At 61.8% G+C, this 26,837-nt stretch carries 23 protein-coding genes and 2 pseudogenes; 13 read left to right on the forward strand and 12 right to left on the reverse strand.

The annotated features are described in order from the left end of the window. Window positions 1–111: 111 nt before the first annotated feature. The 4 genes from ACFWY9_RS10185 to ACFWY9_RS10200 are packed head-to-tail and all read left to right on the forward strand — an operon-like array spanning window position 112 to window position 4,228. Entirely contained in the window at window positions 112–834 is a 723-nt protein-coding gene (locus ACFWY9_RS10185) for a quinone oxidoreductase family protein (protein WP_378338657.1), read from the forward strand. A gap of 12 nt (window positions 835–846) precedes the next feature. Beyond that, window positions 847–1,149, forward strand: a complete 303-nt coding sequence (locus ACFWY9_RS10190; protein WP_378324364.1) for a chorismate mutase — start codon at window positions 847–849, stop codon at window positions 1,147–1,149. Window positions 1,150–1,166: 17 nt separating this feature from the next. After that, complete coding sequence (locus ACFWY9_RS10195) at window positions 1,167–2,471, forward strand: 3-deoxy-7-phosphoheptulonate synthase (RefSeq protein WP_378324362.1); 1,305 nt, start codon at window positions 1,167–1,169, stop codon at window positions 2,469–2,471. Further along, window positions 2,468–4,228, forward strand: coding sequence for an NAD(P)-binding domain-containing protein (locus ACFWY9_RS10200; RefSeq protein WP_378324361.1), 1,761 nt, complete (start codon window positions 2,468–2,470; stop codon window positions 4,226–4,228). Before ACFWY9_RS10195 ends, ACFWY9_RS10200 begins: the two co-directional genes overlap by 4 nt. Window positions 4,229–4,878: 650 nt before the next feature. Here ACFWY9_RS10200 and ACFWY9_RS10205 read toward each other — a convergent pair. The 3 genes from ACFWY9_RS10205 to ACFWY9_RS10215 are packed head-to-tail and all read right to left on the reverse strand — an operon-like array spanning window position 4,879 to window position 7,193. Beyond that, window positions 4,879–5,523 (reverse strand): LmbU family transcriptional regulator, encoded by a 645-nt coding sequence (locus tag ACFWY9_RS10205; protein WP_378324360.1) that lies wholly within the window; start codon window positions 5,521–5,523, stop codon window positions 4,879–4,881. A 56-nt stretch (window positions 5,524–5,579) separates the two neighbouring features. Beyond that, a complete protein-coding gene (locus tag ACFWY9_RS10210; protein ID WP_378324358.1) occupies window positions 5,580–5,822 on the reverse strand; it encodes an MbtH family protein in 243 nt (80 codons plus the stop codon). 36 nt (window positions 5,823–5,858) lie between these two features. Then, window positions 5,859–7,193, reverse strand: a complete 1,335-nt coding sequence (locus tag ACFWY9_RS10215) for a lysine N(6)-hydroxylase/L-ornithine N(5)-oxygenase family protein (RefSeq protein WP_378324356.1) — start codon at window positions 7,191–7,193, stop codon at window positions 5,859–5,861. An 868-nt stretch (window positions 7,194–8,061) separates the two neighbouring features. Here ACFWY9_RS10215 and ACFWY9_RS10220 point away from each other — a divergent pair. From ACFWY9_RS10220 to ACFWY9_RS10230, 3 genes are all read left to right on the forward strand, one after another. After that, a complete protein-coding gene (locus ACFWY9_RS10220) occupies window positions 8,062–11,295 on the forward strand; it encodes an amino acid adenylation domain-containing protein (protein ID WP_378324355.1) in 3,234 nt (1,077 codons plus the stop codon). A gap of 13 nt (window positions 11,296–11,308) precedes the next feature. Beyond that, complete coding sequence (locus ACFWY9_RS10225; protein WP_378338658.1) at window positions 11,309–12,097, forward strand: thioesterase II family protein; 789 nt, start codon at window positions 11,309–11,311, stop codon at window positions 12,095–12,097. A 161-nt stretch (window positions 12,098–12,258) separates the two neighbouring features. Continuing rightward, on the forward strand, window positions 12,259–12,693 hold the full coding sequence (locus tag ACFWY9_RS10230; protein ID WP_378338659.1) for a hypothetical protein: 435 nt from the start codon (window positions 12,259–12,261) through the stop codon (window positions 12,691–12,693). Window positions 12,694–12,783: 90 nt separating this feature from the next. Here ACFWY9_RS10230 and ACFWY9_RS10235 read toward each other — a convergent pair whose 3' ends face one another. From ACFWY9_RS10235 to ACFWY9_RS10250, 4 genes are all read right to left on the reverse strand, one after another. Then, window positions 12,784–12,954 carry a hypothetical protein gene (locus ACFWY9_RS10235; RefSeq protein ID WP_345393626.1) on the reverse strand — a complete coding sequence of 57 codons (171 nt, stop codon included), beginning with the start codon at window positions 12,952–12,954 and terminating at the stop codon, window positions 12,784–12,786. A 302-nt stretch (window positions 12,955–13,256) separates the two neighbouring features. Continuing rightward, the gene (locus ACFWY9_RS10240) at window positions 13,257–13,499 is read right to left on the reverse strand and encodes a hypothetical protein (RefSeq protein WP_378338660.1); all 243 of its coding nucleotides are present in this window, start codon (window positions 13,497–13,499) and stop codon (window positions 13,257–13,259) included. Between the two features lie 193 nt (window positions 13,500–13,692). Next, window positions 13,693–14,505 (reverse strand): hypothetical protein, encoded by an 813-nt coding sequence (locus ACFWY9_RS10245; protein WP_378338661.1) that lies wholly within the window; start codon window positions 14,503–14,505, stop codon window positions 13,693–13,695. Between the two features lies 1 nt (window position 14,506). Further along, complete coding sequence (locus ACFWY9_RS10250) at window positions 14,507–15,220, reverse strand: hypothetical protein (RefSeq protein ID WP_378338662.1); 714 nt, start codon at window positions 15,218–15,220, stop codon at window positions 14,507–14,509. 284 nt (window positions 15,221–15,504) lie between these two features. On the opposite strand from ACFWY9_RS10250, the gene ACFWY9_RS10255 reads away from it, so the two are divergent. From ACFWY9_RS10255 to ACFWY9_RS10265, 3 genes are all read left to right on the forward strand, one after another. Next, a complete protein-coding gene (locus tag ACFWY9_RS10255; RefSeq protein ID WP_378338663.1) occupies window positions 15,505–17,175 on the forward strand; it encodes a class I SAM-dependent DNA methyltransferase in 1,671 nt (556 codons plus the stop codon). Between the two features lie 88 nt (window positions 17,176–17,263). After that, window positions 17,264–17,911: a hypothetical protein gene (locus tag ACFWY9_RS10260; RefSeq protein ID WP_378338664.1), complete on the forward strand. Its 648-nt coding sequence runs from the start codon at window positions 17,264–17,266 to the stop codon at window positions 17,909–17,911. Window positions 17,912–17,914: 3 nt separating this feature from the next. Next, window positions 17,915–18,820: a hypothetical protein gene (locus ACFWY9_RS10265; RefSeq protein ID WP_378338665.1), complete on the forward strand. Its 906-nt coding sequence runs from the start codon at window positions 17,915–17,917 to the stop codon at window positions 18,818–18,820. A gap of 161 nt (window positions 18,821–18,981) precedes the next feature. Here the strand turns inward: ACFWY9_RS10265 and ACFWY9_RS10270 are convergent, their stop codons facing one another. Continuing rightward, a complete protein-coding gene (locus ACFWY9_RS10270; RefSeq protein WP_378338666.1) occupies window positions 18,982–20,043 on the reverse strand; it encodes a hypothetical protein in 1,062 nt (353 codons plus the stop codon). A gap of 468 nt (window positions 20,044–20,511) precedes the next feature. Between ACFWY9_RS10270 and ACFWY9_RS10275 the strand changes: the two are divergent. Continuing rightward, window positions 20,512–20,974: pseudogene (locus ACFWY9_RS10275) on the forward strand (Lsr2 family protein). A gap of 4 nt (window positions 20,975–20,978) precedes the next feature. Here ACFWY9_RS10275 and ACFWY9_RS10280 read toward each other — a convergent pair. Beyond that, window positions 20,979–22,025 (reverse strand): DUF4268 domain-containing protein, encoded by a 1,047-nt coding sequence (locus ACFWY9_RS10280; protein ID WP_378338667.1) that lies wholly within the window; start codon window positions 22,023–22,025, stop codon window positions 20,979–20,981. 647 nt (window positions 22,026–22,672) lie between these two features. Between ACFWY9_RS10280 and ACFWY9_RS10285 the strand changes: the two genes are divergently transcribed. After that, window positions 22,673–23,008 carry a hypothetical protein gene (locus tag ACFWY9_RS10285; RefSeq protein ID WP_378338668.1) on the forward strand — a complete coding sequence of 112 codons (336 nt, stop codon included), beginning with the start codon at window positions 22,673–22,675 and terminating at the stop codon, window positions 23,006–23,008. Window positions 23,009–23,041: 33 nt separating this feature from the next. On the opposite strand, the gene ACFWY9_RS10290 is transcribed toward ACFWY9_RS10285, so the two are convergent. Continuing rightward, complete coding sequence (locus ACFWY9_RS10290) at window positions 23,042–24,250, reverse strand: Shedu immune nuclease family protein (RefSeq protein ID WP_378338669.1); 1,209 nt, start codon at window positions 24,248–24,250, stop codon at window positions 23,042–23,044. Between the two features lie 209 nt (window positions 24,251–24,459). Here ACFWY9_RS10290 and ACFWY9_RS10295 point away from each other — a divergent pair. Next, window positions 24,460–24,651 (forward strand): annotated as a pseudogene (locus ACFWY9_RS10295) (histone-like nucleoid-structuring protein Lsr2); the annotation flags it as partial. Between the two features lie 62 nt (window positions 24,652–24,713). Here ACFWY9_RS10295 and ACFWY9_RS10300 read toward each other — a convergent pair. Together ACFWY9_RS10300 and ACFWY9_RS10305 are read right to left on the reverse strand one after the other, a co-directional pair. Then, the gene (locus tag ACFWY9_RS10300; RefSeq protein WP_378338670.1) at window positions 24,714–25,193 is read right to left on the reverse strand and encodes a hypothetical protein; all 480 of its coding nucleotides are present in this window, start codon (window positions 25,191–25,193) and stop codon (window positions 24,714–24,716) included. Window positions 25,194–25,224: 31 nt separating this feature from the next. Beyond that, on the reverse strand, window positions 25,225–26,586 hold the full coding sequence (locus ACFWY9_RS10305) for a hypothetical protein (RefSeq protein ID WP_378338671.1): 1,362 nt from the start codon (window positions 26,584–26,586) through the stop codon (window positions 25,225–25,227). Window positions 26,587–26,837 lie beyond the last annotated feature (251 nt).

The following is a 26,837-nucleotide window of genomic DNA, read 5'->3' on the forward strand; positions in this document are numbered from 1 at the left end:
CCAATACCCCGCGGCGCGCACCTTTTGGGCCCCGGGGGGGGGGGGGGGCCCCCGGCCCCCCCCGGGGCCACCCCCGCGCCGGCGTTCCGGTTGGGCCCCCCCCCCGCCACCGTGGACGTGCCGGTTCCCGGCGCCTACGCCGAACAAGTCGTACTGCCCGCACACCGGCTTGTCCTGGTACCTCCGGGCATTTCGGCCGAGCAGGCCTGCGCTGGCCTGCTGCAGGGAATGACAGTGCGGCTGCTGACGCACGACTGCCATCCGGCACGGCCTGGTGAGACGGCGCTGGTACACGCCGCGGCGGGCGGTGTCGGCCTGCTGCTCACGCAGATGCTCAACCAGCTAGGCGTCCGGGTCATCGGCACGGTTTCCACCGCCGAGAAGGAAAAAGCGGCACGCGAGGCCGGTGCGCACGACATCATCCGATATACGGATGTCGACTTCGTGTCCGAGGTCCAGCGGTTGACCGGACGAGCGGGGGTCGATGTCGTCTACGACGCGGTCGGCGACACCACGTTCGACGGAAGCCTCGCTTGCCTGCGCCGGCAAGGAAAGCTTGTGCTCTATGGTCAGTCGAGCGGCAAGGTGGGGCCCGTCGACGTGTCCACAGGCCCCCTGCGCTCCAAGGTGCTGACTCGGCCTTATCTCCCGGATTTCATCGTCACCAGGGAAGAACTACTCAAACGAGCTGAAATCGTATTCGACTGGATGGGGAACAACCAGCTGAACGCACACATAGAACGGAGATATCGGCTCGAGAACGCCGTCACCGCGCACAGGGATCTCCAGGAACGGCGCACCATCGGGAAGTTACTACTGACTCCACAGAGATAGTGGGTATCAAGCGTGAGCGGTTCAGATGGTGAGGCACTTACATCCGCGGCGACCGTCAGTGCAGGTACTGGTGGTCTTATCCAGTTGTCCGCTGCGGCCGCACGACAAGAGATCGATAACATCGACATCGGGATAGTCAACTTGTTACGCATACGTTTTGATATTTCCAAGCGTATTCAGCAGGCTCGTCTCGACTCGGGTGGCGCACGGACAGACCCCCGCCGGGAAGCCGACATCAAGCGGGTGTACCGATCCTTCTTTGGAGAACCCGGGGAAGAGGTTGCGGATGCCGTCCTGCGACTTTGCCGGTCCTGACCACACTGGTAGGCGTCATGAACAGCCACATGGATGAGCCGGCAACGCGGCGACAGCCTTCGGCGGCACAACAGCCGGACTGGCCGGATCCCGGCAAGCTGTCCGAGGTGGTACGAACACTGGAGCGTCTTCCGTCTCTGGTATCACTGACTGACTGCGATGCACTACGCGACCGGCTCGCCGCTGTCGCCAGGGGCGATGCGTTCCTGTTCCAGGCCGGCGACTGCGCCGAACTCTTCGCAGCGTCGCAGGTCGAATCGGCCGAAGCGAAGATCAGGTGCCTCGCGGATATCGCGACGGTCCTGACCGCTGTCTCGGGTCTGCCAATCGTCACCGTCGGCCGCATCGCAGGGCAGTACGCGAAACCACGTTCGACGCCGACCGAGACGAGAGACGACGATGTGCTGCCGGCCTACCGCGGCGACGCGGTGAATTCGATACAGTTCACCGCCAAGGACCGTACCCCGGACCCACGGCGTCTGCTCCGCGCATACCGCGCGTCGGCGCGCACCCTGCTGGAGATCCGGAAATTGCAGGCTCGCGAACCTGTACTGCGCCGCAGGCTCGGCGGTAACTGTTTCACCAGCCACGAGGCTCTACTGCTACCGTACGAAAACGCGCTCACGCGCACTGACCCGGCCAGCGGGCGGCGATACGGCGCCTCCGGTCATCTACTGTGGATCGGCGAGCGGACCAGGCAGATTTCCGGCCCGCATATCGCATTCGCGGCGCGCGTGTGCAATCCGATAGCGGTCAAGCTGGGGCGTACGGCGACTCCCGGTACGATAGCGCAGCTGGTGGAACGACTCGACCCGCAGCGGCAACCTGGGCGACTCACCTTCATCACCCGGTTCGGCTCCGACGCCGTGCGGGAAATGCTCCCGCCGCTGGTCGAGGAAGCACTCGCCGTGGGTTCTCCGGCCGCGTGGGTGTGCGATCCGATGCACGGGAACACGTTCGTGACACCGGAGGGCCGCAAGACCCGACGGCTGGAGACAATACATGATGAAATACGTGGATTCTTCGAGGTCCACAAGGAGCTGGGGACAATCCCTGGCGGCCTCCATCTGGAGGTGACAAGCAGGAACGTGACCGAATGCATCGATTCCGGCTCTCCGGTTCGAGTGGACGATCTCCACCGCCGATACGAGACGGCATGTGATCCGCGACTGAATCGCGACCAGGTGCTGAGGTTGACCTACGGAACAGCGCCATTGATCAATTCCACCGGCTGGATCAACCCGCGCGCTGGAAACCAGCCCGGCTCACGGGATTCGGCAGGCTCGCTGGTAACTCACCCAAGGCCAGGAAGGTTGTCATGACGGAACACCACAAGTACATTATTGTCGGCGCCGGCCCGGCCGGCTTGCAGCTGGGGTACTTCCTGGAGCGCAGCGGCCGCGACTATCTCATTCTGGAGAGATCCGCGAGAGTCGGCAACTTCTTCCACAAGTATCCCATCCATCGAACCTTGATCTCGATCAACAAGAAACACAACTTTTTCAAGGAAGAGGAATTCAACTGGCGACACGACTGGAACTCCCTCCTGTCCGATGATTCGCGTATGCGCTTCACCGAGTACACGGACGAACTGTTTCCCGACGCGGACGTCTACTGTCGCTACCTGAGCGACTTCGCTACCCGGTTCTCGCTCCGGATCCGGCACCAGACGGAGGTGACGAACATATCGCGTCCCGAGAGGGACATCTTCCGGCTGACGACGGCGACTGGGGAGGTCTTCACCTGCGACGTTCTGCTTCTGGGCCTCGGAGCCGCCGAACCGATGATCCCCGACGAAATCGAGGGGATCGAGCTGGCGACCGGCTACGAGGACGTGACACTCGACCTCGAAGCTTATCGAAACAAACGCGTCGGAATTATCGGTCAGGGCAATTCGGCGTTCGAGACGGCGAAGTACATAGCCGGTTCGGCGGCTATCGTGAACATCCTGGCCAAGGGCCCGATACGGTTCGCCTGGGACACCCATTACGTGGGTGACCTCCGAGCGATCAACAACGAAATCTTCGACCTTTACCAGCTCAAGAGCCTGAATGCGGTGCTGAGTCCGCGCCTGAGGAAGATCGAACAGACTCCGACCGGGACTCTGGTGACAAGCCACGAGTACGACTACCCGACCTCCTCCATCCCCGGAACCCTTCAGCTCGACCGCGAGTACGACATCATCATCCGCTGCTGCGGATGGCGCTATGTGCCGGAGAGCATTTTTTCGCCAGACGTCATGCCGGAAACCTGGGACAGGGGGAAATATCCTCGGTTATCTCCGACGTGGGAGTCCGCCAACGTGCGGAACCTCTACTTCATCGGTACTGCCATGAACGGGAACGACAAGAAGTCAGCCTCGGGATTCATTCATGGTTACCGGTACAACGTTCAGGTGCTTTCACGCCTGCTCGAGGAGCGGTACGAAGGTGTTCCTTACCCCAGGAAGATCATCGAACCGTTCGCGTGGGACACATTCGCAGATTACCTCTACGAGCGCGTGAGCGTGACGGCCGCGCTGTTCCAGTTGTTCGGAACCCTCTGTGACGTCATCACTGTCGCCGGCGACGGCCGCCTCACGATCATGCAGGAACTCCCGCTCGCACACGCCGATCGGATGGACTTCGGCGAAGATCACGTCTTCACTCTGACACTCGAGTTCGGGTTCCACCACTACTCGGAATCCGCCGTCCAATTCCTCGGGCCATCCGACCCGAATCACCCCGATTGCACAGCTTTCCTGCATCCGGTGATCCGCTATCGTCGGGGAACGGCCCGCGACGAGTTCCACTTCGGCGACTCACTCCTCGCCAGATGGGATCGTCCGCACGGCCATGGCGGCGCTGTCGTCTCGTACCATCTCGACTTCCAGCGTTGGATGTGCGGCAAGCTCGGAATCCCGGCGCCGCAAGCCGACGCGCGGCCCGATGGCCCGTTCCGGCCGTGGACGCCCGAGGAACACGCCGCCTGGACGGCCAAGGAGAACGCCGCGGAGCGAGACGAGCCGACCTGCCAAAAGACGCTCAGGACAGACGCGGCGCCGCGGAGACTGGACCGAGCAGGCGACCCGCGAGGCTGACGCTCGCGGGATAGTCACGGATCAAGTCGGCGAGGATGGCGGAGTGCGCGCAGCGCGGTTCGGCACGCGGCGGCGTGTACAGACAGTCAGGCCGCCCGGGCAGTCAGTTCACCGTTCCAGTGACCGTGAATATGCTGAACGGGTCGGCCTTCGCCCCTGCGTGGACGAGGCACTCGGCGATTCTGTTCAGCGAGCGCCACCGACACCCGCGACGCGCTATGGGCTCCTCGTCCCGATCAGCTCGGTGATCCGGTCGCCCGAATCGTGCGGCCGCCGCGCGGTGACGGCCCTTGGCGGGCCCCCGGACGTCCGAGCCAACGGCCTGGGCGGCGACGGCCGGATCGATGCGGGTTCATCACCGCGACGGCATACCTCCTCGGGCTCGACCAGGATGACACCGTGCACCTGCTCGTGCGGATACGGCATTCCGCACGAGCAGGGCGAACACCACGAGGCGCCGATTCCGGCGTCCCGTGGGGTGCGTTCAGCGATTCGACGCTGATTCCACTTTTCGTACGATCGAGCACACCCATCTTTCCCGCACACGACACCGTATGGCAATTCCCGAAGCGTGACACCGTTCTGCGGAATAGACTTCCGACACCCAAACGTGCCCCTCTACTTGCTCGACCGACTTGAAAGACATACCGTCAAATTCCGAAATCATAGTCGACGTTAAGTGCTTCTTCCGCAGCTTGATCCAGGGTCTCTCGTACCCAGTGATCAAAGTTCGTGCCCGCGGCATCCGCTGCCTTGCGCCAGACGTCGACATGGTCGTCGGGCACCTTGATGTGCGACTGCTTTCTCGCCGGGGCCTGCGTCTCACTGTCCACGACACGGCTGGCCCTGATCGCGATGCGCAACTGTTTGGTAGTCCATGCTTCCTGCTCCGCGCAGTCAAGCAATCGCTCCTGCTCCACGAAAGGAAGAGAGGCCACTTCCGCGTGGTGCTGGAAGGTCAGCGCGGACCGACGCCTGGCAATCTCAAAGCGGCGTGCCACCCACGCGTAGTTGCGCAATGTCTGGTATCTGAGGCCGACCGTACGAATGACCCTCTGATAACTATCGGAGTAGTACTTCTTGCCGAACACCAACCAGTCGCCGAGCCACCACGCCGAGGCATCCATCAGGCCGGACAACCGTTTACCGGCCAGTGTCCATTCCTCGAAGCTCAGGTCCGTGGGGATCCGAAGCCCGACCCCGGTGGCGAGCACCTTGTCGCCGGCCGCCGCCTTTCCCGGATGGTGTGAATTTCTGTTCTGATCAGGTTCTGTACGACCAACTCCCGCCACCATGCGTATTGAACCCAACGCGCTTCCCCCATTTCTTTCGATGCGCTATCTCCAGATGTTCACTCGCGTATGCCTTCGCCGCGCGCGTCCCCAGCCATCGCCTCCTGCAGGCTCTGCGGACGCAGGTCCGTCCAGTTCTCCTCGACGTACTCGAGGCACCGCTGCCTGGAGTCCTCGCCGAACACGGTCCGCCAGCCCTTCGGGACCGGCGCGAACGTAGGCCACAATGAATGCTGGTTCTCGTCGTTGACCACCACGTAGAACCGGCCATCCTCGTCGTCGAAGGGGTTGGTGCTGCTCACGGTTCTCCAATCTTTTGGCGAAGCTGTCCTGGTCGGTCAGCTCGTCGGAAGGACGTTGACGGCCGCCGTGTAATCGATTTCCCACCGGGTACGGCGACTCAGGATGGATTCGACGATCTCGCCGCTGCGCACCGCGATGTTCGACAGCAGTGACGACACCAGTCCGTGTGCGTGCTCCGTACCGCCCTGCAGGTAGATACCACCGGGCAGGTCGAGATTCGTGACCAGCCGGTAGTCCCGCTCAACGCGGTAACGTTTCGCTTCGTCCCGGAAGATGTACGGGTCGATCTCGCCCAGCAGTCCCGCGGGCTGCATGGGGTTGTAGCCGGTGGCGCACACCAGGACGTCCACGTCGAGTTCGCCGGGGGTGCCCTGACGGAGCGACTCGATGCTCAACCGTGTCTGGTCACCGACCCGGCGAACACCGCTTACCCGGGAAAGCTTAAGAAAGTTCAACCTGTCGGCCTTGAGCAACTTGTCCTCGTACATCCGCCGATAGAGGTCGCTGATCACCTCCGCGTCGACGACCGAGTAGTTCGTGTTGCGGTGATAGCGCCAGAACGCCTCGCGCGACTCGCCCGATCCGAAGTATTGGTCGTCGACCGCGTCAGCGCCGAAGACCTCGTTGGCGAACGGCGTGTCGTCAGCGATGGAGTAGCCGTACGACGGGATGATCGCGAAAACACTGGCCTCCGGCAGGGAGTCGTAAAGGAACCTGGCGATCTCGGCCGCGCTCTGCCCAGCGCCCGCGACGGCAACGCGCCCGAGTCGTCCCCGATCGGCGTTCTCGAATCTGCCGAGGAACTCCGAGCTGTGCCAGACATGGTCGTCGCGGTCGATACCCGAAGGCATTCTCGCCTCAAGGCCAGTGGATATCACTACGTTATGCGCATACACTGTCCGTATAGCCTGGTTCGCACGCTTGACGGTGACCGCGAGTGCACCCGCGCAAGGGCCGTCGGCGACGAAATCGATGCCGGTGACGTGCGCGCCATAGGTTACATAGCTGGCCACCCTGGCCGCGCCCCACTCCAGGTAGTCATGAAATTCGCGCCGAGTCGGAAAGAAGTCCTGATTGTTCACGAACTCGGCCAGCCGCCCCATGGAATGGAGGTAGGAAACAAAACTGAATGACGAGGACGGGTTGCGAAAAGTGGCAAGATCCTTGAGAAACGAGACCTGCATCTTCGCCAATGGAAGCACCATATCCCGATGCCAGCCGAACGTGTTCTGCCGCTCGAAAAAAGCAGCAGTGAGCCGTTTTCCGGAGAGATCATCCTGAGATTCCACCAGCGCCGCCGCCAGAGAGAGGCTGGCCGGGCCGAACCCGACGCCAACCACGTCATACATCTCGGGTGCACGAGTTTCCATAGATAGTCTCCCCATCGACAGCTATGACGCCGTCCCGATTTACCCGGCTCCAGCCCCCACGACCCCCATGAACAAGTAGCTATTTAATTTCCAACAAATAGCTACCCCGCTTTTCGAAAAGTAATATATCACCGGCAACACGCTAGACCAAGACGATCGACCTCCCCGAGCAGGTGTCGGAAATTTACTGTTTTGTGGATTCGGGTTGATTTGTCGCGGAAGTGGCAGGCGACCCCGGAGAACAGGGTCTTCGCTCCAGGCTCAAGTGAGCGGCAATCACGAGCGACGGAAGAACATGCGGTGCGACGATATCGGATGGCCGACCGCGAGCATCCGGAGAAGCGGGCGCCCCGCAAATGATCATTGACCGTCCAAGACCACGCCCCCTTCGTGGAAACATGGGTCACCGATCGGAGATGACCCGTGACCCACCCAGTCGCCCCACCGCCCCGGAATGTCCTGTCAACCGGACACCGGTCGCTTGCACTGAAGCACGCCCGCACGTGCGGCCGCACTACCGTACTGTCCGTCTTACCACCACTGTCCGTGACAGTCCACCGCAACCTGGGTGACGACAACACGGGCTGGTCGACAATGCCGAGCACTCCGCGTGACCGCGGTGGGCTCGACCTCCCTCCGTTTGCGCGGTGCCGGCCACTGTTGACGACGACACCGACGCGCTCGGATTCCATGGCGGCCAGACCGGTATAACGCATGCGTAGCACGATGTCCCGTCACCGGGACAAGCCAGTCGACAGCCGTGACAAAGGCTGATCCGGCGAGGATTTCCATTGCGTGTCACGGCTACCGTCAGGCCAATACCGTCATCCAGCATCAGGCGAGACACGGACGAAAAGGAGATGATGAGGTGCCCGACGGAACACCCGGGCCTGACGGGTCGCTCGGTATCGATGCCGAGTCGTTCCCGTTGGCGTTCGGCCAGGAGGAACTTTGGCGCCTGTATGAACGCGATCCGGAAGAGGTGCGATACAACTCCACATTCACGTTCCGGCTGGACGGCGAACTTGACCGGACGGCGTTGCAGGAAACGGTCCGGCAATTGGTGGCCAGGCACGAGATACTGCGCGCGACTTTCGCCGAGGTCGCCGGTAGCCCACACCAAACGGTGTGGCCGGTAGACGCGGTCCATGTCGACTTCGTCGACCTGGAGCCGATGCCCAGGGCAGCATACGAGTCCCAGTTGGACACGCGCATACGTGCGTCGAGCCGGATCCCCTTCGATCTCGGCTCTGGCCCGATGTTGCGAACGACGCTCTTCCGGCTGAGCGGAACGGAGCACGTGCTGGCGCTGTGCGCGCACGCCATCGTCGTCGATGAGCCTTCAAAGGAGATCATCGCCGCAGAGCTGAGCGCACTCTACGCGGCAGCCCTGGCGAAGGAACCGGCGCGGACGGCCGAGCTTCCGATGCGGTATGCCGACTATGTTCGCCGGCAACGCGAACGCCTCACCGAAGACGACCTCGCCGCACAACTGGACTATTGGCTCGCACAGCTCGCCGACCTCCCCGTCCTGAACCTGCCGATGGATCGCGCTCGGTCAGGCGGATCCCGCAAGGCCGGTACTCCGCACCAATTCCGAATTCCGGCCGCGGTCGTCAACGGAATGGCCGAGTTGGCCGGCGTCAGTGGGGGTACGCTGTTCGCGGGGCTGTTCACGGTATGTCAGGTGATCTTCTCCCGCTACTGTCGGCAACGTGACGTCGCTCTGGGAACGGTGGCGGCCGGTCGCGACTTGCCAGGGCTCGAGGGCGTGATCGGCCAATTCACGAATTTCCTCCTCCTGCGCGCCACCGTCCAGCCGGGCATGCCGTTCGCGCAGCTCCTCGCTCAGAACGTCACGACGATCCGAGACGCACTGGCGCACGGCGATGTGCCGTTCCAGCGTGTGGTGAACGCCTTGGAAGCGTCCCGGGACGACGACCGCCCTCCCGTGCAGGTGATGGTGACCCTTCGGAAGACGCCCCGCCCAGGCACCGAGCCGGGTGGCATGAGCGTGCGCGAAGTACGGACACCGAGCGCATCTCAGTCGTACGACATCGCCATAGACTTCTGCCAGACCGAAACCGGAGAATTGGCGGGTTCGCTGCGCTACGACGCAACACTGTTCGACTCGGCCACCGTACGGCGACTCGCTCGACACGTGTCGGTGTTGCTGGACGCCGCCGTGCGGGATCCCTCCCTGCCGGTGGGTGATCTCCCCTTGATCGACGAGGAAGAGCACCACGTCGTGCTCGCCGACTGGGCGGTCAACAAGGTGGAGCTGCCCGCGTGGCGGGGCGTTCACGAGTTGGTCGGCGAGCAGGCACATCTGCGGCCGACCGCGGTCGCCGTCGTGGACGGCAGCGACACGGTGACCTACGCGCAACTGGACGCCCGAGCGAACCGGCTGGCCAATCTGCTGGTTTCGGCCGGAGTTCGCCCGGGATCGGTGATCGCGGTGTGCCTGCCGCGCGGCATCGCACTGATCACCGCGTTGCTAGCCACTCTTCGCGCCGGCTGCGCCTATCTCCCGCTGGACCACGAATATCCGGCCGAGCGGCTGAGTTTCATGCTCGCCGACGCGGAGCCGACGATATGCCTGACCGAAAGGCGGCTGATCGCGAACCTACCGGACACCGCCGTCCGATATCTCCTGCTGGACGAGCAACGGCAGGCCCTGTCCACGCAACCGGCCGAGCCACCCGGCGTACCCGTCGCTCCGCGCGACGCGGCATACGTGATCTACACCTCGGGTTCGACCGGCCTGCCAAAGGGAGTCGTCGTCGAGCACCGGTCGATAGTCCGGCTGGTCAGCAACGCCGACTTCATCCCGTTGCGCACGGACGACATCGTGGGTCAGGGGGCCGCGGCGACCTTCGACGCGGTGACCTTCGAGATCTGGGCGCCCCTGGTCGTCGGAGCCCGGATAGTGGTCCTCGCCAAGGACACGATCCTCGATCCGGTCACGCTTATCAGGACGCTGGTTCAGCGTCAGGTCACCACATTGATCCTCACGACCGCGGTGTTCAACCAGGTGGTGGCCGCGGACCCCGGTGCCTTTCACACACTGCGCCAGTTGCTCTTCGGCGGCGAGACCGTCAACCCACACCGCGTGTCGCAGTTACTCGCGAGCCGGCCGCCTCAGCGGCTGCTGCACGGCTACGGGCCCACCGAGACGACCACGCTCGCCACCTGGCATCTGATCGACGAGGCCGATGATCACACCACGGTGCCCATCGGCCGCCCCATCGCGAACACGACGGCTTATGTGCTCGACCAGCGGCTCCATCCGGTACCGATCGGCGTAGTCGGCGAGCTGTTCATCGGTGGACCCGGTGTGGCCCGCGGCTACCTCAGCCGGCCCGGCCTCACAGCGGAAAGGTTTCTGCCGGACCCTTTCGGCGACACGCCGGGCGACCGGATGTACCGGACCGGGGACCTCGTGCGATGGTCTCCGGAGGGCACGCTCAAATTCGTCGGCAGGGCCGACCGCCAGGTCAAGATCCGCGGATACCGGATCGAGCCGGGCGAGATCGAGCTCGTGCTGCAACAACATCCGGACGTCGAGGACGCGGCCGTCGTGTGCCGCGACGATGACGAGCACAAACGCCTCGTCGCCTACGTTCGCCATGTACCCGGACGGGCGCCCGAGCCCGCGCGGTTGCGGGATTTCGCCAGCGAAAGGTTGCCGGAGTTCATGGTGCCGGCCATCATCATGTCGCTCACCGACTTCCCGCTCAGCCCGAGCGGCAAGGTCGACCGTGCGGCGCTGCCGCCTCCGGATCACCGGGCCGACACCCCTGTCGAGGATCGGGGCGGCTATGTTCCGCCCCGGACGGACCACGAGCGCGTACTCGCGGAGATCTGGTCCGAAGTACTCCATATCGAAAACATCGGTGTCACCGACAACTTCTACGAGCTGGGCGGCGATTCGGTCCTCGGCATAAAGATCGTCGCCAAGGCGAAGAAGGCCGGGATATCGATCTCCGCCAAGAACTTGTTCAGGCAACAGACGATCGCCGAGCTGGCCGGCGGCGCGGCGGTGAACGAACAACAGGTCGCCATCACCGACGCGGTGATCGGTGAGACAGACCGGATCTGAATTGCGAGGGGTCGTGCACACACGAAAACGGCACCACAACGACCGGCTGGTCGTCGAGAGTCCGTATCTCTGGCGAGCTCGCCGGGACGAGGCCCAGCACCGGCTGATTTGTTTTCCGCACGCGGGTGGAGGTGCGAACGCGTACGCGAGTTGGGCACGGCGGTTGCCTCGGGAGATCGAGTTGGCCGCCGTGCAGTTGCCCGGCCGTCAGAATCGGATCGCCGAAGACCCGGTCACTGCTGTGGACCCGCTGGTGCGGACGCTGATCGATGCTCTGCGGTCGGTGCTGAACGGGTCGTTTTCCTTTTTCGGCCACTCGAGCGGCTCGTTGCTGGCGTTCGAGGTGGCCAGGGAACTGCAGGCGCAGGGCGGGCCGTGTCCGGCACGCTTGTTCGTGTCAGCACAGTCCTCACCGGACGTGATCTGGGGCGGACCGAAACTGCATGATCTTCCGGAGGCGGAATTCCGCACGGCCATCCTGAGCTTGGGCGGCTTCGACACCGAACTGATCGAGGACGACGAGGCGGTCGCCGAACTGCTACCCCCTGTTCTCGCCGACTTCCGCCTCTGGGAGAGCCATCGCATCACACGCGCTCCCCTGTTGGAGATACCTATTGTCGCGCTGGTCGGACAGTCGGACTGGCGGGCACCGTTGGCCACCATGGAGGGATGGCAGGCTTACACGACCGCGTCATTCGCGACACGCGTCTACCCAGGTGGGCATTTCTACCTGATCGACGAAGGCAACGATGTGCCCGGATTCATCGAACAGACTTTGCTGGGAATCAGGTCACAGAGCTGACGGTCCTCGACCGAGGGGCGCCTACGCGACCCCAACCCGCTGAACGCAACCACAGCCTGGGGGTCCGGGCCTTGCCCCGAACGGGGTGTGCAGGTTGCACCCCCACCAGACACGCGAAACGCAAATGGCGAGCGCTCTCCGCGAGCACTCGCCAGCTATGCGTGGACCCTGGGGGACGCTACTACAACACAACGACGCAGGTCAGGAAGCTCGAAGCCCTCATCCGGAAGCTGCCAGAGCCCCGCAAGCCTGCGCGAAGTTCACCCAAATGGCGTAAGTCACGGCGAGCCAGGCAGCTGAGCGATCAACAGGTCGACGAGCTGGTCAAGGGCTACCAGGGCGGTGAGACAGTCTACGACCTCGCCGAACGATTCAAGATCAATCGGAAGACGGTCGGCAGGCTCCTCTACCGCGCCGGCGTGCAGATCCGCGGGCGGTTGACGACGGAGCAGATCGACGAGGCAGTACAGCTGTACGCGGCTGGCTGGTCACTCGCACGAATCGGCCAGAGGTTCGACACGACGGCGGACACGGCGCGGGCGAGACTACTCGAGCGTGGGGTGCGAATGCGAGATACGCGGGGACGGGAGCGCTAGCGGAGTCGCCGTACGTGCACAGAGTTGCACGCTCCGCGTACGGGTCCCCCGGGGGCGAGGCGTTAAGCACCTCGCCCCCGGGGCTACCGGCTAGTTGTTCTTGTGCTTCGTCTTGTCGACTTCGATGTATCCCTGTCCGGACTTGGGTGTCGGCGGCAAGGGCTTGCCCTTGACCGCGGTCACCTCGACCTTGCTACCCGGAACCTTGTACTGGCCCGAAGAGGGCGCGGGCGTCCCCGGAGGGATCGTCTTCTTGGACATGACTGCGACTTTCTGTCGGTGCGAGCTTGAACACCAAGTGGCGGCGCAGCCTTGTTGCCTACTGCCACTGCCTTGTACCGTCGCAGAGCACGCCAATGCACTGGACCCCGGCCGAGGTGTTGACCCCGGTCGGGGTCTTTCTACTCGCTGACTAGGAGTGTACCCGGCAACTCCGACAGTCCTGGCATTCACGACACAACATGTTGTCCACCGTGTCGCAGTGACCCCCACAAGTAGTGTTTCGGTCACCGAGAGCGAACAGGTGTGCGAAGGTGCGGCTCCGGAACCCGTCGACCAGGCACCTACTGCCGGTAGTGCGCCCAGACGATCGATACGGCGACGAAGATGGCGCTCAGCACCGTGAAGAGCAGTGCGAGCCACTCCGAGGTGGTCACTGCCAAGCGCGCTCGGATGTTCGCGACGTCCCCGTACGACGTCGACTGCACGGCTTCGCGGGTGCGCCGGCGGAAGCTGATGTACATCAGGGTGGCAGCGACCAGCGAGAACCCGACCGCCGCCAGGCGCAGCACTTCTGAGATCGACATGGGGTTGCACCTTCCTCTTGGGTCACTTGTCGCCCATTGAGGAAGTGCAGAAGCGGGGGCGGACAGGACAGGCAGTCGTAGCGCCTGGACGATAAACGCTGCAGCGAGATGCTCGCTCTCCATGGCCAACCGTGGTGAGCTGCCCCAGCGACAGCCCACCACGGCCTGAACAGGTACCGCTGGTATGAGCTGGCTATAAGTCAGCTCGCGCAGGTCGGTCCTGCCGTACTTGTCCGTCGACCACGAACGGCGCTTCGTTGCTCTTCTCGACCCGAGGCTTCAGCACCGCATCGATTTCACTGCGTAGCTCATCTAGGACCACAACGAGGCGTTCAGGGCTCGGCAGGTCGTGCATCGTCTTACCGACGGCATACACCAGCTGCGCCGCCTTATTTAGATCCAACTCAGCCTTCACCGTCGCTTCAAAGGGAGACTTCGCTTCCCGTAGCGCTCGCAACTCGTTCTCGAGTTCCCGTTGCCTCTTCGCGAGCTCGACGTGCACCAAGCGCGCCCTATGTCGGACCTGCCGATCAGCACGTGACTCGGCCATCTCGCGGTCGATCACCGCATAGACGTCGGGATCCGACAGGAAAGATCGCACCTTCGCAGCCCTCTGGTCCACTGAGAGACGCTGATCTGCCTTCGAATCGATCGGTAGTTTACCGGCACGCTCCGCGGCCTGCCTGACGGTCAGACCATCTCGAAGCAAATCCGTGCGGTCGCGCAGGTCCCGGTGAACCGTCCACGATGCAGCAACCCGACGATCTGGTGGAACCTTCGAAGCGACTTCTCGATAGATCCGAAACTGTGCTGCGTCAAGACCAAGGGCTTCGGCGAGAGGCTCGACGAACTTAGCAGGAATCGTGAGTAAAAAATCACCGAGTGCAAACTTTGGGTCTTCACTTCCCCTGCGTACCTGCTCACTCCGCCTAAGAGGTGGCAGCGCAGCAAGTCGAGTACCTTCCGTGACCCACTCCTGCCAGTCCGAGGGTAGGGGCTGATTCACGTCAAGCCACCCCGTCGCTTGTCTCCGCTGCAGTGAGCGCAGTGGCCTGCTTGACGTCCGCATGGGGCACTGCTGCCACAGCTTGTTTCATCGCCGCGCTAGCTTGGCGGGCTACCGGCGTCACCAGCTCAGGCCGGCGCTCGCCTACCAAACCAAGCTGAGCTTCCAGTCTACGGGCCGCCCGAATGAACGCTGCCCCTGCCGGACCCGTGTAGTGCGTGATAATCAAGTCACGATCCGTAGTCAAGAACCGCCCCGGCTCTGTCGTAGGCTGACGCTTACCACTTTCTTCGTTCAGCTTTGTCCGCGGGACGTGTGCCTCACACAGGACATATCCGCCGTCGCCCACGTTCTTCTGCACGAATCCGGTCGGACCAGTATTGGTCAAGGTCCACAACCGCTTCATCAAGTCCGCTTGGACCACGCGAGCTTCCGACTGCTCAGCGACCTCTCGAACGCCAGGGCCTTCCGGGAAGAGTTCAGCATACAGCTCAAACTTGGTGACAGCTTTCTTGGCCATGTCCCGCTTTACGGCGGCGATGTGGTTCGCCTGCATCACCTCAAGCACTGCCGCTGGCAGCAACTTAACATTGGCTCGCGGAGGGTCTTCATCCTCGAACACGAACCCGGCGTCAATGAGCGCCTGGGAGAAGAGCCGCTCGACAAGTTCTTGATCAACCTCGTAAAACTCACCAGTGGCCGGGTTGTAGTCCATCAAGGCTGGCTGAGATCCGTGTTTAGCCATACTTCACCTTCACTACGCTCTGCTCAGTTCGTCCGCGCCTTGCAGACCTGGCGAGAGCCAGGTCACAGCTTGGCCCGCGACCCGACCGACGTCAAGCCAGCAAGACGCCGGGCTCAAACACACCTAGTTATCGAATTGCTACACAGAGTCCCGGCCGGTGGTCGCGGTGATGCAGGCTGCAACGCCTAGGATCCCTCTGGGTAACGTAGGCGCGCCTACTCGGGATTCGAACGTTCGTACGACAGGATGGCAGTGTGAGCACCTCTGAGCCAACGTTCGACAGCCCTGCGCTGCGTAAGGCACGGGGAGCCTTCTTCACGCCGGCAGCTCTCTGCGACTACATCGTCGACTGGGCCGTGCGCTCTTACGATGATCGCGTACTCGAGCCAGCATGCGGCGAAGCCGCGTTCTTACTCTCCGCCGGCCGTCGTCTCGCCAAACTCGCAGCCGACCAGGGTACTTCACCCGCGGCACTCCACGGTGTCGAACTCCACGCCGCGAGCGCTCGACACGCTCAGTCACTGGTCGAGGCGCAGGGCAGCGAAGTCGAAGTGGAGACTGGAGACTTCTTTACCTTTGAGCCTCAAGCCCAGTACGACGTCGTCGTTGGCAATCCACCCTACGTCCGCTACCAGGACTTTGCCGGCGAAGCTCGTTTGCGTTCCCGAGCTGCGACACTGCGCGCTGGTGTGCCGCTGACCGGACTAGCCTCTTCGTGGGCCGCCTTCACCGTCCACGCCGCCTTATGCCTGAAGCCTGGCGGTCGCCTTGGCCTCGTCTTGCCCGCCGAGCTGCTTACAGTCAACTATGCCGGGCCGATTCGTCGCTTCCTCATGGAACGCTTCCGGAACGTCCGCCTAGTAATGTTCACCGAACGTGTCTTCCCCGGCGTCATGGAAGAAGTCGTCCTCGTCCTAGCAGACGGCTTCGACCGCGGGCCAAGCAAGCACTGCGACATCTACCAGGCGCGCAACACTTCCGATCTGAACCAAGCCGTCAGCCAGCATTGGACACCAACCGATCTCGAAGCGAAGTGGTCTCCGTCTCTCCTCAGCGCTGAGGCTGTCGAGGCCTACGAGACACTGTTCGCAGGTCCAGATTTCTGCACCCTCCAGACTTGGGGCGAGACAACCCTTGGCATGGTTACCGGCAACAACAAGTACTTCATGATGTCACCGCAGCGGGCGTGGGAACTCGGCCTCACCGAAAGCGAGCTGCTTCCCATGTCACCCCCCGGCTCTCGTCACCTTCGCGGCTTAGAGTTCAGCAAAACCGCTTGGAATGACCTCGGCCGCGAGGGAATGGCCACTTACCTGTTACGACCAAAAGGTGACCCTTCTTCCGCCGCGTCGGACTATTTCACCGAAGGTGAAAAAGCCAAGGTTAACCAAGCATACAAATGCCGCGTTCGTAAGCCTTGGTGGCGCGTGCCACTTGTCGCAAAGGCTGACCTCTTTCTCACCTATATGAACGCCGACACGGCTCGCCTCTGCACGAACAGCGCAGGTGTGAATAATCTGAATTCTGTGCACGGTGTATACTTGAACAACGGCTACAAAATCCTGGGAAAAAAACTCCTGCCTATTGCCGCCCTTAACTCAATGACCCTCCTTGGCGCCGAGACTGTCGGACGCGCATATGGCGGCGGTATGCTGAAGGTGGAACCCAAGGAGGCCGACATGCTTCCGGTTCCGTCCAAGACACTCATCGAATCGGCCCAGCAAAAGCTGGAGACCACCCGCCCACAGATCGACCGCTTCCTGCGGAACGGCAAGCTCTTAGAAGCAGTTCAGGCCATCGACGACATACTTCTCATCGACTACGGAAAACTACGACGACCACTGGCGAAGGCGCTCCGCGAAGCACACATCGCACTACGTGAGCGGCGAGCATCTAGGGGGGCTAAAGCGCGTGACACGGATTGACGACTTGGTAACACAAGCACTCAAGACAGTCGGGCAGAAGCCGCCCGATAATGCGGATCGGGAGACTAAGAAGGCGTACTCTGAGCGCATGTCACATGCGCTTGCGGCTGCCTTCGGTCAAGAACTTCGCGATCGTGGCATGGACGGCGCACGCCCCGGCGGCGACGGCCTTGTAGGCGTTTCTGGAGCTGGCCGAAGGATCGCCGGAAGCCTACTGTCGAAGAAGATCGACGTCACCTGGACAACCGAGGAATCAGGTCTTCTCCTCGGCATCTCCCTTAAGACCATCAACTTCCGCGACGGAAACTCCGGAAACTACCAGAAGAACCTGACTAACCGCCGAGGCGACCTCGCAGTCGAGGCAATGACCCTTCACGGCAGGTTTCCATACGCAGTTCTCGCAGGCTTGCTGATCCTCGACAAAGGCGCTACGACCGACAATACAGCCAAGCGCAATAGCACGTTCACTAATGCTTTCCCGAAGGTTCGATCACTTACAGACAGGGGCAAACCGTCTGGCCAGGAAGAGCAGTTCGAACGGTGCTACATCATGGTCGTGGACGCGAATCCCTTTCAGCCTAGCCTTGAGTGCTACCACGCCAAGGACCCGGTGAACGCAGTGCCTCTAGAAGCAGTGTTCGATGACCTCGTAGCTCTTGTCCTTGAAAGAAATTTTGAGTTCTATGAGCCGAGCGGTTCTGGCGAACTCCGAGAAACCGGGACTAAAGAAAGTTAAGCGATGACAAAAACCCAACTCGCTGACATCTTTAGTCTCCTTGAACCAATTATTCAGGTCTACCCTGACAGTAATCCATGGCGCACCCGAGAAGGTGGTGCTTCTACATACGAAGCAAACTTCGAGCTCCTCGAAGATATGCTAAATATCCCTGTAACCGAAGGAACAGGCACGCAGTCCGGGCGACTAGCCAAGACTATCGACGCATGGGTCGCCAACGAACTGAGGCGGTCGGGTTTCAGGCACGACGAGGTTTGGCCACGACTCACCGCTCCCCGTGTGGTACCACGCGAGGTTTCGCTGTTTATCGACATGCTTCCGCGACGCATGCAGCCAGATGCACGAATGCAACTCCTTAAGAATGCAACCGTAGCGCCATCAGACGCTCGCATACTCGGAAGAGCATATGTGAAGCAAGTTGATGTCCTTATTGCGCAATGGGCCCGCGGCCCAGAGCTTCTTGTCTCCACTAAGAGCATGGGTTCGTCCTTCGGGAAAAACCTTGCTAACCGTTTCGAAGAAGCCTATGGAGATGCCAAGAACCTACGAGGCCGATATCCTCTAGCATCGATGGGTTTTCTCTTCTTGCTTCGTTCGACTGTACTACAAGAAAAGAGCGCCTTCGAAAGAGCCATCGATATGATGCGGAAGCTGAAGGCTGAAAGTGACGTCTACGACACCACCTGCTTACTGCTAGCCGAGTGGAATGATAGCGAGCCGGCAAATGTTCGCATATTAGACAATGCCGTCCCGGATGATTTGAACGCAAACGCGTTCATGGCCACGCTAGTAAAGGCAGTCCTAGACCGCACTCCCGTGGACATGCACGTTGAGGTTCGTCAACGTCGCGAACACCGGATACTACCTGTCACAGAGGCTAGCCAGACCGAATCTGCACCGGATCACTAGACCGGCGATGCCTCTGGCAACGAGGCTCAGATGATAAATCAACGCCGACACACTACAAGAACCATTGCTTGGTTTCGCAATTTATTTAAACGGGGGTTTGCGAGAACTCGCCTCCCTTAAGAGTATATACGGCGAACTGGTTACCGTTGATCACGCATCGCTCACTCGTCGGCGCGCTGGCGGGAGCCTTTGCGCTTAGGGCCCTCCGTTGCAGGCCACAGTTCCCAGCTGCCGCGAGCGCCCTGACGGACCTGTGCGGTCGGATACTTGGCTTGGAGCTCTTGCAGCTTGGCCATCACTTCATCGATAGGACCAGGTGGGATAGTCGCCAGCGGCTGAGGCTTGGGTTTCGCCAGCTTCTTCTCGACGGGGCCAGGAGCGAAAATCGCACGGAGCCTCGGCGGAAGCATGGCGCGCCACTGTTCACCGGTGAAGTCAGGCAACGCGTACGTGCCGCCCCACACGTGGCCAATTCGGTAGGCCGTACAAGCTGGGCACCGTTCCCACCAACCCGGCATGAGCTGGGCCAGTCTCTCGGCCGTCGACCCCCGAGCCGGCCGTGAGCGGAAGAGCCGCAAAGACAAGTCGTACTCGTGCCACTCAGCGGGGGCCTGGCACTCAGAGCACATTCTGGCCGCATCCGGCACCGGCATGGCGAGCAGCGCGTTGAAACGCCGACGGTTCTTCGTCGCCAACTCGCGCAGCACCGGGTGTCGCCAGTAGCGCATGTGCTGCTCCAGGTGCTTTTCCCGCCGCTCAGCAGGGAGGCAGCCGTCACTGTCGAGAACATCGTCCGGATCGCCGATTTGCTCACGAAGCCTGCCAGCCTCAGTCTGACTCTCACCCAGCCGACGTTCGGCGTCTTCCCGCTGTGCCTTGTTGGCCGGCGCTTCAAGCACATGCCGGAAGAACCCAGCGTCCGCTTCCTTCCTTAGTAGCTGCAGACGCAGGCCCTCCCGCTCCTTGTCGTACAACTCTGCGACCAGAGCCTCCCGGCGTTCTCTATCCTCCTTTGTCTTCTTGTCGATATCTTCGTGCAAGCGCTGCTCAAACGCCTCAAGTTCTTCCTCCGTATGTTCACGCTGAGATGCACCGTTGTCCCACTGGCTAAGGATCCGCCACACGCGATCATGTTCTCGTTGGTAGTGGTCCTCCTCCCACCAGTTCCATAACAGCTCGACGTCAGTGTTCATACGGGTGAAGACCGACAACGCTTCAAGCAACTCAGCCCCACTCGACGTGCCGCTGGGCTTCCGCGTCCACGTGACGCCGTTCGACGCAGTGACCTGTGTTGGAGCCTTACTCCCAACCACGATGGGTTTGCCCTTCTCTCCTCGAGTCTGGTCGCCAGACGATATCGGCTGGCTGGTCGCTGTTCTTCTGTGGCGAACCTGGCCCTAGGCGGTGCACCTTCACCTCGCGAACTCGCCGCAGCTACCAAGTCGCAACGCTTCGCTGACCTACCCGCGCCACGCGGTCTGAGCTTGCATCGACGTCGCCCTGGGTACGCGGAGGTGTCTCTACATCGCTACGGTGAGCAGCGCAGTTACAACAGCACCGGCCTGCAGATCGTCCATCACCGTCCACCCATGCGTGTCACTCCGCCGCATCAGTGATCCTTGACTACGCTGACTCTGTCACCCGATAGAAACCTCCATCATCTCCCTGACCTGCGGAAAGGCCTCTCTTCCATGGCCCAGAAAGTCCTCATCGAGGTCCTCGACGACATCGACGGCAGTGAAGCCCACCAGACAGTGCCCTTCGCCCTGGACGGTGTGTCCTACGAGATCGACCTGTCCGACGACAACGCCGAGGCGCTACGTGCTGAGCTGGACCGCTTCGTCGCCTCCGGTCGCCGAGTCGGCGGCCGGAAGATCCGGGTGGCGCTGGGCCAGGCGACGACGCGCCACTGCGGGCAGTGCCAGCCCCACCCGCCCAAATGACCGAGAGCACACCCAGCAGGTCCGTGCCTGGGCTATTAAGAACGGCTACGACATCTCAGACCGCGGCCGTATCCCCAACGACGTCTACGCCGCTTACGAAGCAGGCGAACCGGCTCCTGCCACCGAGCCGGAGCCAGCTCCGGAACCCAAAGCTGCGGCCAAGCCGACGAGGAAGCGTGCCCCTCGGAAGAAGAAGGCGAACGCCAGCTAGCTACTCACTCATCGTGCACTGGCGAGTCCAGTGGTAGCAGCTTGAGTCGGTTGAAATCCAGGATCACCGTGGGATCGTTCTTTAGCTGGGCGGTCGCGCCGCGGAGCTTCGAGTCGAGTACGCCGTGAAGGCGCGCCACCTGGTCAACGGTCCATCGGACAGCCTGTTCCCGCTGGGCTTCGTCGGCGTCCTCGAGCACGAACCCGGGGTTGTAGACCGAGATGCGACTCGCTCTCTTGTCTTCAAGTCGCTCCCAGACAAGCTCGAAACCGAGTTCTCGGTGGATGGCTTCGTGCTGCTGGTAGAAGAAGTCGAACAGGTGCTTGGTGGCCTGCTTCCCAGCTGACTCCTGCATGTCGAGGTACAGCTCGATGCGGTAACCCTGCTTGCTGAAGGTCAGGGCGTAGTAGCCAAACGGTCCGCTAGCGAACGAGCACCAGTTCGCCGGCTGGATCCGCGGGGCACGGATCGCTGGGTACTCCTGTGTCAACAGATCGAACGCTTCCTCGAAGAACGCCATCCGCAGCTGGTTCCTCGACGAGGCCACAGCCTTCGAGGTCTCCTTGGCCGCTTTGCTCCAGTTATTCGGCTCGAGGACTACGTCCAGGACTGGGGCCTTCGCCGAGTCTCCGATGCGCACCACACTTAGCTCGATGCCGAAGACACGGACATCGGAGTCGGTACGCTCGTTGAGCCAGGTCAGCGCGCTGCGATGTTCGTCGCGGAGCCTCGTCGTGATCCAGATGACCGTCGACGCCTCTAAGCCGCTGGCATAGACGAGCAGCTGACCGAGGTGCATGTGGTCACTAGGCTCGAGCTGGTTCTCGATGATCACGGGCCGGCCGTCGGGGTCGGCGGCCTGGATGTCGAGCCGGAACTCGCCGACGTGGACTTCCTGGTCGACGACGGTCAGCGGTAAACCGATCGCGTCGCTGAGTACCTCGATGTTCTCTGCCAGCCACGGTGTGAAGTCGACAGCCTCGTGTCGCCAGACGTCGCGAAGGTTGGCGAGCCGTTCCAGCCGGCCGAGGCCGAGCGCGTCGATGCCCATTCGCCAGAGCTAGCACGGTCACCCCACCAAGGACCAGGGGTCGCCAAGAGTTCCCAAGATATCAAGCGAACAGGTGGGCCTGCCGCGATCAGAGGTTCCGAGCCCACCTAGCGATTGCTACTGACCGCGCACTACTCACTTGTCGTCGCGACCGACGGTGGTGCTCGCCGCTCATGTCCCGCCACGAGGAGAAAACCCCACTGCTACCCCTGCGGCGATAGCGTCGCGGGGTAGCATCTTTTACTTCTTGGGACTCTTCGACTTCATGCGGATGGCCAGAAAGGTTAGGAGGCACCCCAGTGCGAGCACGGCAATGCTGGAAGCTATGCCTAATTTAATATAGGCTTCGCCGCATGGCCAAACCGACCCTCCTGAAAATAGCGGCGGGTACTCCTCGGGACGACACACTAAACGACCAAACCATGCTGATGCGTACCAAAGTAAGAATGAACTTATACAGATAAGCAGCACGCCTGCAACTAAGGGATATTTGTATGACAACTTGGGCATATATTCCAATTATGGCAGGTGTCGTGCGTGATGACAAGTTGCCTGCTGCAGTTTAGGGTTCCACAGCTGGGCCGTTGCTATATTCGGTACTCGATCTTCTTGACAAATCGATCCAGTTCATGCATAAATAAAGATGCATGTCAAACCTCAATCCCGTCAAACTACACACCATCATCGGCACCTCGACCGCGTGGACCGACGAGCTTTGGGAAGAAGCACTCGACTATCTGCTAGCAAACACAGCCACACCAGACGCGATTCTCATGTCCATAGCCCTGTCGGTCGGCGCACCGCCTGACTATCCCCACAAGATCGACTACTTGCGGGAGTTTCGCAAGTTTCCGCCAACACTTCTCCTTGGTGCATTCGACCTGATGCGGTTTATAAAACACGAGCGTGCCAAGCGTGAAGCAGAAGCCGAGAAGCGCACGGCTGGGTTGAGGCTGTTCGGTGACGCGTTCAGTGATTCGTGACGAACGGTCCGGCGCACAAGTTGGCAGTTCCTCTCAGTCCGCAACAATAAATCTCGCCCGCTCGTACAGCTCATCGAACGTGATGATCTCGACATCGGTAATCCCGCGCCGGTAGAACTCGAACGAAGAAAACCGCTCAGCGTTGACACCCATCTTGTGCTCGAACTGGCTCATATTGCCGATCACCACTACCTGCTTCGGGCGTACTGTTGAGAATTCAATGTCCGTCGGGGTGCCGTCCTTCTCGGTGTGCTTTCGGATGTAATCAGAAAGATCGCGAACTGCCTTGTCAGTCGTCTTTTGTACCTGCGATACAGCGCCGGTCAATTCCCTGGATACCTGGTAAACGTCCGGCTCGCGGTATGCTCTAGCTTCCAAGAGTGGTGTTGCATGCGTCTTGATCTCACAGAACAGCAAGCTGCTCACAAAGCTGCGGGAACGCAAAACGGCATCACTTCGTTTGGCGCCGCCGATAAAGAGGCCTCCACCCGTGGTGTAGCGCTCAAGTTTTCCGTCATCGAACGCCTGGCAGGAGATGAGGTTAAGCCCGTACCCAAAGATCCACGGGTTTTGCTCGAAGAAATGTTGCCAGGGGGCTTCTTTACCCTTTAGGTCGAGCTTGGCGCGCTCCGACTCAAAGAAGTCTTCATCGGCGAGAAGTCGTGCGAAGTAGTCCAGCTGCGCTTTCCGGTTCGTGATGAGATGGATGTCAGCCTGGGTAAGCGAGCTACCAAGAACCGTCCGCACGGCTTCGAGCGCGGTGGCGCGATCGGCGTCTTGGAGCTGCTCGACCAACTGAGCGCTGTCAGCACTCACCACTCTAAATTGGTTCGGTGGCAGCTCCATGCCCTTGAAGCTCTGCAGGAAGTCGATCAGCGTCCAGAAGTTTTTGTGCGCATCCGACGTGTCAACGCTCGCCTTAACTACCCGCGCCGCGTCGTTGTCCGGAAGTTCGAGTTCCAGCGTCGGTGCATTCGCCTTGGTCTTGTCCTTCTTCCAGAACTTGAGCCTCGGGGAGTAGCCACCCTCCTTCTTGATGAGGGTCACGTCGCAGAGGGTGGCAACCCGTGGACGATCGTCAAGGACGAAGCTCTTGATGACGCGGCCGTACTTCGTGTCGTAGAAGAAATGGAACGTTCCATCCGACCCGGCTCGTACTTCAAGCGTCGAGAAGTCGCCCCCTTCGACGACGAAGTCGGGCGTAGGGAAGTTCAGCCATCCTCGTTGGAAGTTGGGGGCCATGCTTCTCTTGCTCCTCGTGGCGATCGGCTATAGACCATCCGTCGTCCTTGGTTGCTGCGCCGTTACCACGAGGACTGCACCGGCTTGATAACTAAGGGCTGCTGGACCGCCGTCACGCTTGGTGGCGTGGCTTGATCCTGCTCCGCCGATCTCGACCTGATCGACGTGCTCTTCGAGCGCATCGAACCAGGGTTTCAAGCTCCACCAGCGTGTCCTCAGGGCGGAGCGCTTCAAGTTCGGTTTCGGGGCCAGCTACTGCTGTCCCTGAAGATGCGAGGGCACACAGTGCCAGCTCCGCCCGCCCAAATGACAGTGAATACACCCAGCAGGTACGGGCCTGCGCGATTGAGAACGGCTACGACATCTCAGACCGCGGTTCTATCCCCAACGACGTCTACGCCGCTTACGAAGCAGGAGGAGGCCAACTATGCCAGCCGAGCAGCCACCCCAGTGGTCGGTCGCATCAGCCTGCCGAGGCTGGCCAGAGCTGGACGAGGAAGTGTTCGACGCCGCTGTGCATGTCGTCGGGGTCGGTGTGTTCGTCGCGCTCGAGGTGTAGGAGTCGTTCGCGGCCGGTGGCGTGCACGCGGATGTGGTAGTCGCCGGGGCCGTCGAGGTCGAGTTCGGGTGTGAGGGGGCCTTCGAGCATGGCGGAGATGTAGACCCGGCCGCGGGTGAGCCGCAGCCGGGTCTCGTCGTGTTCCTCCCACGGTTCGCTCGCGGCGGGTTGGTCCGGTTCGGCGGTCCAGGCTTCGAGGGTGACGGTGGTGTAGTGCATGCTGCTCGAGGAGCTGAGCAGGTAGAGCATGTCGGTGACGCCATGGCACAACCGGCGGCTGTCGAAGTCGGGTCGGACGACGGTGTCGAACCCGGTTCCCAGGATGATGATCATCGTGTGGTCGGGGATGACCTCGGCGTGCACGGTGCCGGTCCGGTGTGCCATGGCTGTCATCGTCGGTGGTGGTCTTCCCGCGTTAGCGGTCGAGGATCTGGACGTAGAAGAAGTCGAGATCGTAGTAGAGGATGCGGTCTTCCCGGTAGTACGCCTGCAGCGCGAGGCCGGCGTCACGGTTGTTGTCGGTGCTGACCGCCTTCACGGAGAAGTCGTAGTACGGGTGCGCCGCCCCTTGCACGGTGGTGGCGAAGGGGAACTCGTCGCATTGCTGTCCGGCCTGGGGTTTGTCGGGCCAAGCCGGGTTGGTGCAGGCGCGGTCTTTTTCCTTGCCGTTGGCGGTGTGGTCGGGGCTGCCGTAGGGGACGCGTTCGAGGTGGTCGACCCAGTCCTTGTCGAGCACGCCGGTGTACTTGCCGGGGATCTTCTTCGGATGGTTCTCCGGCGGCCAGGTGTTGTCCGGGTGGTCGAAAGCGAACCGGATGTGCTCGGCCACGTCGTGCACGATCGAGTTGCTGCCGTCCGGGTTGTAGCTGCGGTATTGCAGGTGGGGTACGACGTCGTGGAAGACGCACGCCTTGGGACGGCCGGGGATGTAGTCGGCCGAGTCGCACTTGGTCGTGTAGTCGTAGCTGGTGGCGGTGCCGCCGCCGGCGAGATGCGCGACGAAGTGGAAGAAGTGGTAGAGCACCTTGTCCTGTCGCGTGCTGGCGTTCTCGTCGGAGGTGACCTTCCACGAGGTCCAGGTGCCCGCGGTGGAGTCGACGAGCCATTCGGCGATAGTCTTGGTCACCGTGCCGCCCTGGACACCGCAGCCCGGGGTCGGACCGGTGCACACGGTCTCGAGGCCGAAGCGGTAAGCCGGGGTGTACTTGCCGGAGACCACCGCGCGGTTCGGTGTCATGAACAGGACGTTGTCGCGCTGCCCGTCGTCGCGGCCGTAGCCGACGATGGTCATCCCGATGGCCATCACGCTGAACCCGGTCCTCGGGTCGTAGGCGATGTCATAGGCCGTCCACTGGGAACACCAATGGAACCGGTCCTTGATCCACCCATAGCGGCCCGTCGAGGCAGCGTTGGCGCGGCACTCACTGACGAACGCCGCGTCCGGGACCGCCGGTGGGGTGTTCGCCATCGGCTGGGCACCCGCCTCCACCGAACGCGCGGCCTCGGCCGCGTCGACCCCGGCGACCTGTCCGCTCTCCAGCGCACGGCGGCGCATCTGTTCGGGGGTCGGGTTGCTGGGTGCTGTCGGTGTGGCGGGCTGTTGGTCGATCCGCAGATTCTGGCCGTCCCAATGGAAAGCCGAGGTCGGGACGAAGCCCTGCTGGTGCCAGCCGCGTGGTTCCTGCGCCGACGCTGTTCCCTGCACCAACGACGTCACAAGTGCCGCGGTGGCGAGCACCGCCAAGGTTGCTCTTCGCCAGGTAAGCCGTCTGATCACGTTGTTCCTCCCCTGTTGCTCCAGGAATCGAGCAGGAGCGAGCGGATACGAAGACAGCACTCAGCCACGACGGCCCCACGCACCGGTCATGGTGCGGACGTCGGGTGTCTCCGAATGGTGAAGTGAAAGAATCCCCTGCGCCTGCCCGATTCTCCCTATCGAACTCACGCAATTCCGACACTCCCACGCTCGCCATGATCAACACAACCCGGTAGGCGAGAACGTCGACGACTAGCCATTGTGGACAGACG

The organism is Amycolatopsis sp. NPDC059027 (assembly GCF_042739735.1).
Classification (GTDB): Bacteria; Actinomycetota; Actinomycetes; order Mycobacteriales; family Pseudonocardiaceae; genus Amycolatopsis.

Coding starts and splice junctions, on each gene's coding strand:
- ACFWY9_RS10265 (WP_378338665.1), top strand. CDS start 17,915: ATGACAAAAACCCAACTCGCTGACATCTTTAGTCTCCTTGAACCAATT.
- ACFWY9_RS10285 (WP_378338668.1), top strand. CDS start 22,673: ATGTCAAACCTCAATCCCGTCAAACTACACACCATCATCGGCACCTCG.
- ACFWY9_RS10240 (WP_378338660.1), bottom strand. CDS start 13,499: ATGTCGATCTCAGAAGTGCTGCGCCTGGCGGCGGTCGGGTTCTCGCTG.
- ACFWY9_RS10280 (WP_378338667.1), bottom strand. CDS start 22,025: ATGGGCATCGACGCGCTCGGCCTCGGCCGGCTGGAACGGCTCGCCAAC.
- ACFWY9_RS10290 (WP_378338669.1), bottom strand. CDS start 24,250: ATGGCCCCCAACTTCCAACGAGGATGGCTGAACTTCCCTACGCCCGAC.
- ACFWY9_RS10235 (WP_345393626.1), bottom strand. CDS start 12,954: ATGTCCAAGAAGACGATCCCTCCGGGGACGCCCGCGCCCTCTTCGGGC.
- ACFWY9_RS10200 (WP_378324361.1), top strand. CDS start 2,468: ATGACGGAACACCACAAGTACATTATTGTCGGCGCCGGCCCGGCCGGC.
- ACFWY9_RS10215 (WP_378324356.1), bottom strand. CDS start 7,193: ATGGAAACTCGTGCACCCGAGATGTATGACGTGGTTGGCGTCGGGTTC.
- ACFWY9_RS10260 (WP_378338664.1), top strand. CDS start 17,264: ATGTCACATGCGCTTGCGGCTGCCTTCGGTCAAGAACTTCGCGATCGT.
- ACFWY9_RS10250 (WP_378338662.1), bottom strand. CDS start 15,220: ATGGACTACAACCCGGCCACTGGTGAGTTTTACGAGGTTGATCAAGAA.
- ACFWY9_RS10195 (WP_378324362.1), top strand. CDS start 1,167: ATGAACAGCCACATGGATGAGCCGGCAACGCGGCGACAGCCTTCGGCG.
- ACFWY9_RS10205 (WP_378324360.1), bottom strand. CDS start 5,523: ATGGTGGCGGGAGTTGGTCGTACAGAACCTGATCAGAACAGAAATTCA.
- ACFWY9_RS10300 (WP_378338670.1), bottom strand. CDS start 25,193: ATGGCACACCGGACCGGCACCGTGCACGCCGAGGTCATCCCCGACCAC.